The sequence below is a fragment of the Pseudomonas sp. p50(2008) genome (assembly GCF_015351605.1).
Taxonomy (GTDB): domain Bacteria; phylum Pseudomonadota; class Gammaproteobacteria; order Pseudomonadales; family Pseudomonadaceae; genus Aquipseudomonas.
Genome location: NZ_JACMYF010000002.1, coordinates 21,309 through 34,523 on the forward strand (window position 1 = coordinate 21,309; position 13,215 = coordinate 34,523).

Genomic DNA, 13,215 nt, shown 5'->3' on the forward strand with positions numbered 1-13,215 from the left:
CCACAGGCGGCGGATCAATTTGTATTGCGTCGAAACCTGTGGGAGCAAGGCGTTGCCCGCGATGGCGTACTGATCAGCCCCGCAAAAACGCCTGATGCAACTCATCCAGCGTTTCGAAGTGATAAGCCGGCGCTTCGGCGCTCAACTCTTCCCGGCTCCCAAAACCGTACCCCACCGCCGCGGCATCGAGGCCATTACTGCGTGCGCCGATCAGGTCGTGCTTGCGGTCTCCGATCATCAGCGTGGTGGCCGGATCCAGACCCTCTTCGCCCATCAGGTGAGCAATCAGCTCGACCTTGTTGGTCCGGGTGCCGTCCAGTTCGCTGCCGTAGATCACCTTGAAGTGTTTGGCGAAATCAAAGTGCCGGGCGATTTCCCGGGCAAAAACCCAAGGCTTCGAGGTCGCGATGTACAGCTGTCGTCCCTGCCCACCGAGGGTTTCCAACAACGGCGTGACGCCATCGAACACGCGGTTCTCATAGAGGCCGGTGACCTTGAAACGTTCGCGATAGAAATTCACCGCTTCCCAGGCTTTAGGCTCGTCGAACGCATAAAACTGCATGAACGCCTGCAACAGCGGTGGACCGATGAAATGTTCGAGTTTGGTCAGGTCAGGCTCATCGATGCCCAGCTTGCTCAGGGCGAACTGGATCGAGCGGGTAATACCTTCCCGCGGGTCGGTCAGGGTGCCATCGAGGTCGAACAGAACGGTTTGGTAATGCATGAAAAATCCTGGGCAATTGCGAAAGGCTTTGTGAAAGGGTGCTTCAGAGCTGGTCGTAGCCTTCCGCCAGGTGCAAATCCTTGAGCTTCACGTAATTCGCCGCACTGTAGGTGAAAAAGGCGCGTTCTTTGTCAGTCAGCGGGCGAACCTGTTTCGCCGGGCTGCCCACATAAAGAAAGCCACTGGCCAGCCGTTTGCCCGGTGGCACCAGGCTGCCGGCTCCGATGATGACGTCGTCCTCAACCACCGCGCCGTCCATGACAATGCTTCCCATGCCAATCAAAACCCGGCTGCCCACACTGCAACCGTGCAGCATGACTTTGTGCGCGATGGTCACATCGTCGCCAATCAGCAGTGGAAAACCGTCCGGGTTGAACGGGCCAGCATGGGTGATGTGCAGGACACAGCCATCCTGAACGCTGGTGCGCTGGCCGATACGGATGCGGTGCATATCACCGCGAATCACCGTCAACGGCCAAACAGAGCTGTCTTCGCCGATTTCGACGTCGCCAATGACCACTGCCGAGCTGTCGACAAAAGCGCCGTTACCCAGCACTGGCATGTGATTCTGATACTTGCGAAGGGTCACGATAGGCTCTCTCTCTTTTGCTGATAGCTGCGGTCGGCGTCGATTGTAATTAAGATGGGGGCATGTTTCTTCCAGCCAAGGTGTCAACCGTGAGCGTGAACAACCCTCTTTTGCAGTCCTACGACCTGCCGCCGTTCTCCGCGATCCGTGCCGAACACGTGCAACCGGCCATTGAACAGATCCTGGCTGACAACCGTGCCGCCATTATCGAGATACTCAAAACCCAAGGCAAACAACCGACCTGGGCGGGCCTGGTGCTGGCGATGGACGAGTTGAATGATCGCCTGGGCGCAGCCTGGAGCCCGGTCAGCCACCTGAATGCGGTGTGCAACAGTGCCGAACTGCGCGAAGCCTATGAGTCCTGCCTGCCTGCCTTGAGCGCCTACTCTACGGAAATGGGCCAGAATCGCGAGTTGTTCCAGGCCTTCGAAGCGTTGGCCAACAGCCCGGAAGCGGCCGGCTTCGACGTTGCGCAAAAAACCATTCTTGAACACTCGCTGCGTGACTTCCGTCTGTCGGGTATAGATTTGCCTGAGGCCGAGCAAAAGCGCTACGCCGACGTGCAAAGCAAATTGTCGGAGCTGGGCAGCCGCTTCTCCAACCAACTGCTCGACGCGACTCAAGCCTGGACCAAACACGTCACTGACGAAGCCACCCTCGCCGGCCTGACCGATTCAGCTAAGGCGCAAATGGCAGCCGCCGCTCACGCCAAAGAACTGGACGGCTGGTTGATCACTCTGGAATTCCCAAGCTACTTCGCCGTGATGACCTATGCGCACGACCGAGCTTTGCGCGAGGAAGTCTACGCCGCCTACTGCACCCGTGCGTCGGACCAAGGCCCAAATGCCGGCCAGAACGACAACGGCCCGGTCATGGAAGAAATTCTCGACCTGCGTCAGGAGTTGGCAAAGCTTCTGGGATTCGCCAGCTTCTCGGAGCTGAGCCTGGCCACCAAAATGGCCGAGTCCAGCGATCAGGTCATCAGCTTCCTGCGCGACCTGGCCAAGCGCAGCAAACCCTTCGCCGCTCAGGATCTGGAGCAGCTCAAAGCGTACGCCGCCGAGCAAGGCTGCCCGGACCTGCAAAGCTGGGACAGCGGGTTCTTCGGTGAAAAACTGCGTGAACAACGGTACAGCGTCGCTCAGGAAGCATTGCGCGCTTACTTCCCGATCGACAAAGTGCTCGGTGGCTTGTTCGCCATCGTCCAGCGCCTGTACGGCATCGAGATCGCCGAGCAGAAAGGTTTCGACACCTGGCACCCGGATGTCCGCCTGTTCGAAATCAAGGAAAACGGCCAGCACGTCGGCCGCTTCTTCTTCGACCTTTACGCTCGCGCCAACAAACGTGGTGGCGCCTGGATGGATGGCGCTCGCGACCGCCGTCGTACGGCTGAAGGCGTATTGCAAAGCCCGGTGGCCAATCTGGTGTGCAACTTCACCCCGGCGGACAGTGGCAAACCTGCCCTGCTGACCCATGATGAAGTGACCACGCTGTTCCACGAATTCGGCCACGGCTTGCACCACCTGCTCACCCGCGTCGAACACGCTGGCGTATCCGGCATCAACGGCGTCGCGTGGGACGCGGTCGAGCTGCCAAGCCAGTTCATGGAAAACTGGTGCTGGGAGCCTGAAGGTCTGGCGCTGATCTCCGGTCACTACGAAACTGGAGAACCGCTGCCTCAGGACCTCCTGGAAAAAATGCTCGCTGCCAAAAACTTCCAGTCCGGCCTGATGATGGTTCGCCAACTGGAGTTCTCGCTGTTCGACTTCGAACTGCACGCCACCCACGGTGACGGCCGCAGCGTGCTGCAGGTGCTCGAGGGCGTACGCGATGAGGTGTCGGTCATGCGCCCTCCGGCCTACAACCGTTTCCCCAACAGCTTTGCGCACATCTTTGCCGGCGGTTACGCAGCAGGGTATTACAGCTACAAGTGGGCGGAAGTGTTGTCAGCCGATGCCTTTTCGAAATTCGAAGAAGACGGCGTGCTCAATGAAGCAACCGGTCGCGCGTTCCGTGAAGCGATCCTGGCGCGGGGTGGTTCTCAGGAACCGATGGTACTGTTCGTCGACTTCCGTGGCCGTGCGCCATCGATTGACGCACTCTTGCGCCACAGCGGCCTGAGTGAGGACGCCGCAGCATGAGTGAGGGTCCTGTGATCACCAAAAGACGCTTTATCGCCGGGGCGGTTTGTCCGGCCTGCAGCGAGCCGGACAAGCTGATGATGTGGAGCGAAGACGATGTTCCGCATCGTGAGTGCGTGGCCTGTGGCTACGCCGACACGCTGAATGAACAAGGCCTGTCTGTACCCAAGGAATTGGGTACGCGGGTGAATACCTCTGCATTGAAAGCGCCGGACGCCAAGGTTCAGGCGGTGCAGTTTTTCCCGAACCCGAAGCTGAAAAAAAAGACTGACGAATAACACTGAAACGCCACCACCTCCCCCACGTCTGATCGGCGAGGGAGGTGGTAACTATCTAATCCCTGCTCCGCGCGCTTCCTTTTTAAGCTGCTTGAACAGTCGCTAATCAAGGAAGACTTCATGCCCAACACCAATCCGCTTTTACAACACTGGGACCTGCCTCCATGGCAGAGCGTCCGGGTCGAGCACCTGGTCCCCGCCATCGAGAAAATCGTCGCCGACAATCGGCTGGCGATCTCGACCCTCATCGATTCGCAATCCACCTACCCGAACTGGGACGATCTGGTACTCGCCGTCGACGAAACCGATGCGCGTCTGGATGAAGCCATGGGTGTCATACAGACACTCGACACGGTGACACGTCCTGACAACGCCTGGCGCCAGGCAGCGGCCGTCTGTGAGGACATCAGCGCGCAGTACAAAATCGAAAAAATGAGTAATGCCGCATTGTTTCGTACCTATCAGACGCTGGCGCAAAGCCCGGCGGCCAAACTATTCGACTCATCTCGAAAAACCGTCTTGAACAGGATTCTTCGCACCTTTCACCCTGGGGGCATCGCGTTGACCGGTTCGCAACAACAAGAACTGGCCAAACTGGATTTCGATACAGGCGCACTCGAGGGCTTGTTTCTGAGTCAATTGAAATGGGCCAGCACGAGTTGGAGCAAACGCATCGAAGACGTCAAACAGCTCGCCGGGATTTCGCAAGATGTCCTGGATCGCCTGGCACTCAACGCCCAACAGGCGGGCCACGATGGCTGGCGGTTGCTGCTGGACGAGGCCACTTACGCTCAGGTCATGACCTACGCCGAAGATCGGGCACTGCGTGAGGAATACTATTGCGCGTACACCACACGCGCCTCCGATCAAGGCCCCCACGCAGACCAATTCGACAATGCACCATTGCTGCAAATGCTGGTGGCCATGCGCCAACGCAAAGCGCGACTGCTCGGATTCGAAAACTACGCACAGTTGAAATTGATCAACCGGATGGTTGAGTCGCCTGAGCAGGTCAAACAGTTCCTGCGTCAGCAGATTGCGCTGGCGACACCCGCTTTCGAGCAGGAGACTCAAGCCATCAAGGACTTCGCACTTACCCAAGGTTTCTCAAGCGTGGAGCCCTGGGATCACGAGTTTCTTGTCGCAAAGCTGCGCGAAACCCACAAAGGCTTTGCACTAAAAGGGCTGCGCAAGTTTTTTCCTTTGGATGCAACACTGCGCAAACTCTGTGTGTTTTGCGAACGTATGTTCGGCATTCGGATAACTGAACTTACGATGTTCGAGCGATGGGACGACAGTATTCAGCTGTTTGAGATCAGTGAAGACGGCCGAGTCATCGGTCACATCTACGTCGACCCCTACCAGCGCAAGGAAGCACCAGACTTCGCCGGGACGTCCACACTTCGTAACCGTCGTAGAAACGCCGAAGGGCGCGTGCCACTACCGATTGCCGTGCTTCATGCCAATTTTTCACGAGGCGCCGCGGGTCAACCGTACTTGCTCACTCATAAAGACTTGCGTGTACTGCTCCATGAATTGGGTCACTGTTTGCAACATGTATTGACTCGCTCACCCCATTACACGTTGTCGGGTATTTCACAGTTGGGCCGAGACACGGCGGAGTTTGCCGGGCAGGTGTTTGAACTCTTCGGAATGTCTCGGGAGTTCCTGTTGTGGCTGGCGGCTCACTATCAAACCGGCGAACGCTTGTCCGAGACGCAGGTCGATAACGCCATCGCTTCGCTCAGGGCCTATGACAGCGGGGCGACCGCGCAACTGCTGATGAGCGCAATGTTCGATCTGGAGCTGCATCTTGGGCAGGGCGAAGCACGTGATGTTCAGCAGGTTTTTGACGATGTACTGCGAGACTTCCCCCACCTGAATCTTCCGCAATGGAGCCGCCTCCCTAATAGCTTCGATTATCTGGTAACCGGGTATGAGGTTTCGGTTTACGCCTATAAATGGTCGGGCGTACTTGCCACCGAAACGTTTGAACGGTTCGAAAAAGATTGGGTGTTCAACGCCCAGACAGGCAAGAATTTTCGTGAGACGGTGTTCGCAGCGGGCGATTCGAATTCGCTGCTGGACGTTCTGGAAACCTTTCTCGGACGCCCGGTTGCCGCCGATCTATTCCCGGCAACGTTAGATCCAGCGAGCATCAGTGCCCGCTCTCCACGTTTGCGGACTTGAACCAGCTCTTCATCGAGCAAGCTGCGAAGGGGCTGGTGCTGCAATCGCCATTGGTCAGCGCCGTGCGCAGCTTGTCGACATCAGCCCGCATCATGTATCGCACACTCTCCTTGAAATGGGTGCTGTCACCAAATCCGCCCTGGGTCATTTCACTCAGGGCGTCTTCTTTACTCCAGCCCTGCACAACGACCCGATACATCGCCGCCATCAAACCGGTGCGGTCCGACCCGTGCTTGCAATGCATCAACACCGACCCGTTGGCTTGCGCGGTTTGAATGGCACGAAGTGCCTTCAACACATCCGCGTCATCCACATGATTAGTCCGATAAGGCAGTTGCACCTGCGCGATGTCTGGCGACGACAGCCAACTCGAATCCGATTCCGGCAGGAAGTTGATCACGGTCGCGACATTGAGCTTTTTGAGCAAAGGCACCGCGCCTTGATCAGGCAGTGCACTACGGTACAGCGTCGGTGACATTTGGTAGAGGTTGTATTGACCCTCAACCGATTGAGCCCATTCCGCCGGACGAGGCAGTGCAGTGTCTTCAGCATGAGCGAACGAAAGGTAGAAGAATGCGGCCAGCGACAGCAGCAACGTCGCAAATGAAAGGCGCAGGAGAGGCATGCTTGAACAACCGTCTGGAGGAGAGTGAATGGATGACGTGCAGTTTCAACCCCGAGCGGTCAAAGGCCTGTGAGACCGTTGTCAAAGAATCGTGAATATAAAAAAACGGCACCTGAACTCAGGTGCCGCTTAATAGTGATTTATTAACAAAACGCTTCAACTCAATAGCGGCTGAAAGCAATGGCTCAATAGCAATCAAGGATTAACAATTTTCGAATACGCTTTCGCCAACAGCACCAAAACCGCTTTGTCCTGCGCATCAATTTGACCATCGCCGTCTATATCGACCTGAGCATCGCGCATGGTGAAGGTCACCCCGCCGTCATTCGATACGGCTTCACGCCTTGTCGAATCCAGCAGAGAGTAAGTGGGCACTCGATTGACCGGATCATAGCCTTCATCTTTTAAAGCAAATTGCATGGAAACCCGAACTTCTTTCGGGCTAGAAGGAGCAGAACTTAACAACTGAAGAAAGACGCCACGCTGATTGTAAAAAGACATTTATTAAATCCTTTTAATAGTGAAATAACGAAGAACTCATGCGCCGTAAAGAATACTGACAGCGCGGATGAACGTGCCAGCCGGCATATGTTTCTCATGATGACCCGCCCGAAATCGCCGAACGGCACTGGTCGATTCCTCCAAGGATCGATACTGTATGCACGTACAGCCAAAGGAGTTTTCGATGACCAGCCCTCTACCTCCGCGTGGTCGCGGCACCGCCACCAACCCGCATAACCGTTTCGCACCAAATCGCTCGGTGGCGGAAGATGACGGCTGGTACCAGGAAGCTCCCGTCACACAAGGCACTGAAGTTCGCATCGAAACGGCGAAAACCATCATCACCCGCAATAACTCACCAGACCTGCCGTTTGATCGCTCGATCAACCCTTATCGCGGCTGTGAGCATGGCTGCATCTACTGCTATGCGCGTCCCAGTCACGCGTATTGGGACATGTCGCCCGGGCTGGACTTCGAAACCAAACTGATCGCCAAGACCAATGCCGCCGATGTGCTCGAAGAGCAGCTGTCCAGACGCGGTTACCAGTGCGCGCCCATCAACCTCGGTTCCAACACCGATCCCTATCAGCCGATCGAGCGTGAACACAAGATCACCCGGCAAACCCTCGAAGTGCTGCTGCGTTACCGTCACCCGGTAACCATCATCACCAAAGGTTCGCTGATTCTTCGGGACCTGGATCTGTTGGCCGAACTCGCCGAACAGCGACTGGTGGCCGTGATGATCAGCCTCACCACACTGGACGACGAGCTCAAGCGCATTCTTGAGCCCCGCGCCGCTGCTCCCAAAGCCCGATTGCGGGCGATCCGTGTCATGCGAGAAGCAGGAATCCCGGTAGGCGTGCTTTGCTCACCAATGATTCCGATGATCAATGACAGTGAGCTCGAAAGCTTGCTGACCGAGGCGCAAGCCGCTGGTGCACAGAGCGCTGCCTACATGATGTTGCGCCTACCGTTGGAAGTGGCGCCGCTATTTGAGGAATGGCTGGCCGCGCATTACCCTCAACGGGCTGCGCATGTGTTGAGTCTGATTCGCCAGAGCCGTGGCGGTGAGCTTTACGACAGCAGGTTCGGCTCTCGAATGCGCGGTGAGGGTCCGTTCGCCGACCTGCTTGCGCAGCGGTTCGCTAAAACCATAAAACGCCTGGGACTTAATCGTCGGGAAGGTTTTAATCTGGACTGCGACGCCTTCTGTCCGCCGGGTCGCCAGATGTCGTTGATTTAGAGACAATTAGCCTATGGTTGAGTAGGAGTAAAAGCATCTTGCCATTACGCCAGTCACGTTTTTTGTGACCTGGAACACACGTTCTAGAGCGGTTGATTCAGTTTGAGTTAAGTTTCGCGGGCTACCTTGTTCATCGAGTGACTGACGGGTCGCGATTTCCGACCTGGATGTTTTTTAGACAGCCACTGGCTTCACACCGGACAAAACGGGAAACTTCCCTGACTCCGCCAATGAGGATCAATTCATGAGTGACAAGGATAAACAGCCGTTGGCTGCGTCGGCTTCCACACCACCTGCTGATGTGGAAAGCGCCGATGCAGCGCTGCGTCATATCGTTGACGGCTTTTTGCATTTTCATCATGAGATCTTTCCGCAACAGGAAGAACTCTTCAAGAAACTCGCAACCGCCCAACAGCCTCGGGCAATGTTCATCACCTGCGCCGACTCGCGCATCGTCCCGGAGCTGATCACCCACAGTTCGCCTGGCGATCTGTTCGTTACCCGCAACGTCGGCAATGTCGTACCGCCTTACGGTCAGATGAACGGTGGCGTTTCCACCGCCATCGAGTACGCGGTGCTGGCGCTGGGTGTGCAGCACATCATCATCTGCGGCCACTCCGATTGCGGCGCAATGCGCGCGGTGCTCAACCCAGATAGCCTGGAAAAAATGCCCACGGTCAAAGCCTGGCTGCGGCACGCCGAAGTCGCGAAAACCATGGTGCATGACAACTGCAACTGCGCCGACGAAAACGAGACGATGCACATCCTCACCGAAGAGAATGTGATCGCCCAATTGCAGCACTTGCGGACTCATCCGTCCGTGGCCTCGCGCATGGCAAACGGTCATCTGTTCATCCATGGTTGGGTGTACGACATCGAAACCAGCGCAATTAAAGCTTACGACGCGGACCAGGGATGTTTCCTGCCGCTGGATGGCACCCATCCGATTCCGGTGGCGACGCCCAAAGCACGCTTCTAAATCCTCCTAAGTGACATAGCCGAGGCTGCAGATCCTGCAGCCTGGCTTTGCCATGCCTGAAGAAAATATCGGGAGAATCACTATGCGTGCCGCGCAACTCAAAGCTGTTCTGCCACGGGAGCTCCTCGCTTCAGTGGTCGTCTTTCTGGTCGCCCTGCCTTTGTGCATGGGCATCGCCATCGCTTCCGGGCTACCACCCGCCAAAGGTTTGATTACCGGAATCATCGGAGGCCTGGTGGTCGGCTGGCTGGCCGGCTCTCCCCTCCAGGTCAGCGGGCCCGCAGCGGGGCTGGCTGTTCTGGTGTTCGAACTGGTGCGCCAGCATGGCATCGCCATGCTCGGGCCGATCCTGCTGCTGGCAGGTTTTCTGCAACTGGTCGCTGGGCGCTTGAAACTCGGTTGCTGGTTCCGGGTGACAGCGCCGGCAGTGGTGTACGGCATGCTCGCCGGTATCGGTGTATTGATCGTGCTGTCCCAGGTGCATGTCATGCTCGACGCCGTGCCCAAACCCTCTGGCCTGGATAACCTTGCAGCGTTCCCCGCGGCCGTCGCGCAAGCTTTACCGTCCTTCGGCTGGCAGGCTGGCTTGCTCGGGCTATCGACGATTGCAGTGATGTGGCTGTGGGAAAAATTCCGTCCGCATTCCCTGCGATTCATTCCTGGCGCCTTGCTTGGCGTAGGACTGGCGACAATCGCCAGCCTGATGCTCGCCCTGCAAGTGAAACGAGTGGAAGTCCCGGCCAATCTGGCACAGGCCATCGACTGGCTGAAACCTGCGGACTTGCTCAACCTGGCAGATCCGACGCTGTTGATTGCCGCGTTTGCCGTGGCGTTTATCGCCAGCGCCGAAACCCTGCTCTCCGCCGCAGCGGTGGACCGCATGCACAGTGGTCAGCGCTCCGATTTTGATCGCGAATTATCGGCTCAAGGCGTGGGCAACATGCTCTGCGGGCTGCTCGGCGCGCTGCCAATGACCGGCGTAATCGTGCGCAGCTCTGCCAACGTTCAGGCGGGTGCTACCACCCGAATGTCAGCGATATTTCATGGCCTGTGGTTGCTGGCGTTCGTGTTGCTGTTATCGAGCGTGCTGCAAAGCATCCCGGTGGCTAGCCTGGCGGGTGTTCTGGTCTACACGGGTTTCAAACTGGTCGACCTCAAGGCCTTTCGTGGCCTGGGTCGTTATGGCCGGATGCCGATGTTCACCTATGCGGCCACCGCGCTGGCGATCATCTTCACCGACCTGCTGACTGGCGTGCTGATCGGTTTTGGCCTGACGCTGGCCAAGCTGGCGTGGAAAGCTTCACGCTTGAAAATCAGCCTCGTGGACCTGCCCCAGGAGGGTGAAATGGAGCTGCGGCTGACGGGCGCCGCGACCTTTTTAAAGGTACCGGCGCTGACCCAGGTGCTGGGGACCATTCCACCGGGCGCGACGGTACACGTGCCACTCAACAACCTGAGTTACATCGATCACTCGTGTCTTGAGTTGCTGGAGGAGTGGGGACGGGCCAATGCGGCCAAAGGTTCGAAGCTGCTGATTGAAGCGCGAGGATTGAAGCGCAGATTGGAGGGGCGGTTGCGGACGACGTCCGGCGTAGGTTCAGCCATGTAGATAACACTGTGGGAGTGAGCCTGCTCGCGATTGCCATGGATCATTCAACAATGATGTCGACTGATTCAACGCTATCGCGAGCAGGCTCGCTCCCACAGGGGGAATGCATCATGCAATGGATCAGGCCGCTGGTTGATCCAGTTCCAGGCCCACGCCTAAGCGGCGTGACATGCACGGCCAGCGCTTCCATGCGGCGCCGGTGTCCGGGCTGCTGAGTTTCTCGCGGTAGGCTTCCACAGATTCCAGCGCGAAGCTTTGATCATCGAGCAGCTCGTCCAGGGCGTGATGCACCACCTCATCCAGCTGGTTGGCAAACGTCTCGCCGATCAGTTGATGGGCAATCAGGTTGGCGACAGTCATGTCCAATGGGATCAATGGCTGGCCCAGATGTTTGATGTACAGGTCATTGACCTCTTCGACAAACCGATGCGCCAGGTAGGCCTCATCCAGCAGGCTGTCGAGCCCGACGTGCCCGGCCATGATCGCCGGCGGTTGGAGAAAGTATTGCTCGGCGATTTTCAGCACCGGTTTGATCTGTGACTCGATACCTGCTTCCTTGGCCACTTCGTTGGCCGCATCCAGCAGATCAGGAACCTCGTCGATGTAGGTCGCGACAAAACGCGTCAGTACGCCGTTGGCGTCAGTCTCCGGCAGTTGGATAGCCGGGTGTAAACGAGGCAGCTTGCTTTCCAGCTGACGAGTCAGCAGGCCGGTTTCGGCTTCATGTTTTTGGGCTTTTTGGATCTGCTCGCGCAATGCGGCGGTGTTCATGAAAACTCCAGGAAACAAAGGCAAAGAAATAGGGAAGACATAACTTAGCTGGCGCAGGAAAAATCCTAAGACGCATTTGTCATAATGATTTCATCCTTAAGACATCAGCGTTATATCCATTTGCCACCATTCGTCTGCATCCTTCTCCATTCGTGCCCTTGAGCGCAAGTCCCGTCTGTTTCAGTTCATTTACGCCATCGCATTGCGGGGTGCCAGTCGCTGTCTATACTCGGGTTGGAATGGAGTTAGCTGATGACGCCCGACTGCACACGCAGCAAGGCCCGGCAATCAAGTTCGTAGTCTGAAAAGCCGCTCCCTTGCCGCAGGTGAAAGCCGGCGGGATAACAAGAACGATAAGGGGAACCCGCAATGATGCGACATCCACACGTCTGGATGGGCCTCCTGTTGTGGTCGATTTTCAGTCAGGCACAAGCGGCCTGGACTGTGAATATGGCGCCTGGAGCGACTGAAATCAGTCACGCAGTATTTGACCTGCACATGACCATTTTCTGGATATGTGTAGTGATCGGCATCATCGTCTTCGGCGCCATGTTCTGGTCGATGATCCTCCACCGCCGCTCGACCGGGCAGGTGGCCGCAAAGTTTCATGAAAGCACTACCGTCGAAATCCTCTGGACCATCGTGCCCTTCCTGATCCTGGTGGCGATGGCGGTTCCGGCGACCGCTACCCTGATCAAGATGTACGACGCCAGTGAGCCGGATATTGATATCCAGGTCACCGGGTATCAGTGGAAGTGGCATTACAAATACCTCGGCCAGGACGTTGAGTTCTTCAGCAACCTGGCGACTCCCGCCGACCAGATCCACAACAAGGAAGCCAAGGGCGAGCATTACTTGCTTGAGGTCGACAAACCGTTGGTGCTGCCGATCGGCGCCAAAGTGCGCTTCCTCGTCACCTCCGCCGACGTGATCCACTCCTGGTGGGTGCCGGCCTTCGCGGTCAAGCGCGACGCGATTCCGGGGTTCGTCAACGAAGCCTGGACACGTGTCGACAAGCCCGGCATCTACCGTGGTCAGTGCGCCGAATTGTGCGGCAAGGACCATGGCTTCATGCCGATCGTGGTCGAGGTCAAGGAAAAGGCCGATTACGAAAAGTGGCTGGGTGAGCGCAAGGCTGAAGCCGCACAACTCAAAGAGCTGACCAGCAAGGAATGGACCCTCGACGAGCTCAAAGAGCGCGGCGACAAGGTTTACCACACCACCTGCGTGGCTTGTCACCAGGCCGAAGGTCAGGGGCTGCCGCCGATGTTCCCGGCACTCAAAGGCTCGAAAATCGCCACCGGCCCGATCAAGGATCACTTGAGCATTGTTTTCCACGGCAAGCCTGGCACTGCCATGGCGGCGTTCGGCAAGCAACTCTCGGAAGTCGATATCGCGGCGGTCGTGACCTACGAACGAAATGCCTGGGGCAACAACAAAGGCGACATGGTCACTCCAAAAGAAGTGCTGGAGCTGAAACAGGCGGAAAGCAAATGACCCAGTCTATTGCGCATGTAAGGAACTGGTCGGGGCAGCGCGCCCCGGCCTGCCCAGCCCATCTGTTT

At 57.2% G+C, this 13,215-nt stretch carries 12 protein-coding genes; 7 read left to right on the plus strand and 5 right to left on the minus strand.

All coding sequences use genetic code 11. From position 1 onward, the window contains the following. Positions 1–73: 73 nt before the first annotated feature. Both H7698_RS05185 and H7698_RS05190 read right to left on the minus strand, forming a co-directional pair. Positions 74–724 carry an HAD family hydrolase gene (locus tag H7698_RS05185; RefSeq protein ID WP_194690795.1) on the minus strand — a complete coding sequence of 217 codons (651 nt, stop codon included), beginning with the start codon at positions 722–724 and terminating at the stop codon, positions 74–76. A gap of 43 nt (positions 725–767) precedes the next feature. Further along, positions 768–1,313: a gamma carbonic anhydrase family protein gene (locus H7698_RS05190; RefSeq protein WP_194690796.1), complete on the minus strand. Its 546-nt coding sequence runs from the start codon at positions 1,311–1,313 to the stop codon at positions 768–770. 62 nt (positions 1,314–1,375) lie between these two features. Here H7698_RS05190 and prlC point away from each other — a divergent pair, with 62 nt between their 5' ends. The 3 genes from prlC (at position 1,376) to H7698_RS05205 (ending at position 5,922) form a co-directional block, all read left to right on the plus strand. Next, a complete protein-coding gene (prlC, locus tag H7698_RS05195; protein WP_194690797.1) occupies positions 1,376–3,454 on the plus strand; it encodes an oligopeptidase A in 2,079 nt (692 codons plus the stop codon). Continuing rightward, complete coding sequence (locus tag H7698_RS05200; protein WP_162438915.1) at positions 3,451–3,732, plus strand: YheV family putative zinc ribbon protein; 282 nt, start codon at positions 3,451–3,453, stop codon at positions 3,730–3,732. The genes prlC and H7698_RS05200 overlap by 4 nt, the downstream gene beginning before the upstream one ends. Positions 3,733–3,852: 120 nt before the next feature. Next, on the plus strand, positions 3,853–5,922 hold the full coding sequence (locus H7698_RS05205; protein ID WP_194690798.1) for a M3 family metallopeptidase: 2,070 nt from the start codon (positions 3,853–3,855) through the stop codon (positions 5,920–5,922). Here H7698_RS05205 and H7698_RS05210 read toward each other — a convergent pair. Together H7698_RS05210 and H7698_RS05215 are read right to left on the minus strand one after the other, a co-directional pair. After that, on the minus strand, positions 5,891–6,547 hold the full coding sequence (locus tag H7698_RS05210) for a dual specificity protein phosphatase family protein (protein WP_194690799.1): 657 nt from the start codon (positions 6,545–6,547) through the stop codon (positions 5,891–5,893). The genes H7698_RS05205 and H7698_RS05210 overlap by 32 nt on opposite strands. A 195-nt stretch (positions 6,548–6,742) precedes the next feature. After that, positions 6,743–7,048: a hypothetical protein gene (locus tag H7698_RS05215; protein ID WP_194690800.1), complete on the minus strand. Its 306-nt coding sequence runs from the start codon at positions 7,046–7,048 to the stop codon at positions 6,743–6,745. Positions 7,049–7,232: 184 nt separating this feature from the next. On the opposite strand from H7698_RS05215, the gene H7698_RS05220 reads away from it, so the two are divergent. The 3 genes from H7698_RS05220 (at position 7,233) to H7698_RS05230 (ending at position 10,879) form a co-directional block, all read left to right on the plus strand. Next, complete coding sequence (locus tag H7698_RS05220) at positions 7,233–8,291, plus strand: PA0069 family radical SAM protein (protein WP_194690801.1); 1,059 nt, start codon at positions 7,233–7,235, stop codon at positions 8,289–8,291. A 244-nt stretch (positions 8,292–8,535) separates the two neighbouring features. Further along, positions 8,536–9,270: a carbonic anhydrase gene (locus H7698_RS05225; protein ID WP_162438910.1), complete on the plus strand. Its 735-nt coding sequence runs from the start codon at positions 8,536–8,538 to the stop codon at positions 9,268–9,270. 82 nt (positions 9,271–9,352) lie between these two features. After that, the gene (locus H7698_RS05230) at positions 9,353–10,879 is read left to right on the plus strand and encodes a SulP family inorganic anion transporter (RefSeq protein WP_194690802.1); all 1,527 of its coding nucleotides are present in this window, start codon (positions 9,353–9,355) and stop codon (positions 10,877–10,879) included. 120 nt (positions 10,880–10,999) lie between these two features. On the opposite strand, the gene H7698_RS05235 is transcribed toward H7698_RS05230, so the two are convergent. After that, positions 11,000–11,650 carry a hypothetical protein gene (locus tag H7698_RS05235; protein ID WP_162438908.1) on the minus strand — a complete coding sequence of 217 codons (651 nt, stop codon included), beginning with the start codon at positions 11,648–11,650 and terminating at the stop codon, positions 11,000–11,002. Positions 11,651–12,019: 369 nt separating this feature from the next. Here H7698_RS05235 and coxB point away from each other — a divergent pair, with 369 nt between their 5' ends. Then, positions 12,020–13,147 (plus strand): cytochrome c oxidase subunit II, encoded by a 1,128-nt coding sequence (coxB, locus tag H7698_RS05240; protein WP_162438907.1) that lies wholly within the window; start codon positions 12,020–12,022, stop codon positions 13,145–13,147. Positions 13,148–13,215: the final 68 nt, after the last annotated feature.

Coding starts and splice junctions, on each gene's coding strand:
- H7698_RS05185 (WP_194690795.1), bottom strand. CDS start 724: ATGCATTACCAAACCGTTCTGTTCGACCTCGATGGCACCCTGACCGAC.
- H7698_RS05215 (WP_194690800.1), bottom strand. CDS start 7,048: ATGTCTTTTTACAATCAGCGTGGCGTCTTTCTTCAGTTGTTAAGTTCT.
- H7698_RS05230 (WP_194690802.1), top strand. CDS start 9,353: ATGCGTGCCGCGCAACTCAAAGCTGTTCTGCCACGGGAGCTCCTCGCT.
- H7698_RS05200 (WP_162438915.1), top strand. CDS start 3,451: ATGAGTGAGGGTCCTGTGATCACCAAAAGACGCTTTATCGCCGGGGCG.
- H7698_RS05220 (WP_194690801.1), top strand. CDS start 7,233: ATGACCAGCCCTCTACCTCCGCGTGGTCGCGGCACCGCCACCAACCCG.
- H7698_RS05225 (WP_162438910.1), top strand. CDS start 8,536: ATGAGTGACAAGGATAAACAGCCGTTGGCTGCGTCGGCTTCCACACCA.
- H7698_RS05205 (WP_194690798.1), top strand. CDS start 3,853: ATGCCCAACACCAATCCGCTTTTACAACACTGGGACCTGCCTCCATGG.
- H7698_RS05235 (WP_162438908.1), bottom strand. CDS start 11,650: ATGAACACCGCCGCATTGCGCGAGCAGATCCAAAAAGCCCAAAAACAT.
- prlC (WP_194690797.1), top strand. CDS start 1,376: ATGTTTCTTCCAGCCAAGGTGTCAACCGTGAGCGTGAACAACCCTCTT.
- coxB (WP_162438907.1), top strand. CDS start 12,020: ATGATGCGACATCCACACGTCTGGATGGGCCTCCTGTTGTGGTCGATT.
- H7698_RS05210 (WP_194690799.1), bottom strand. CDS start 6,547: ATGCCTCTCCTGCGCCTTTCATTTGCGACGTTGCTGCTGTCGCTGGCC.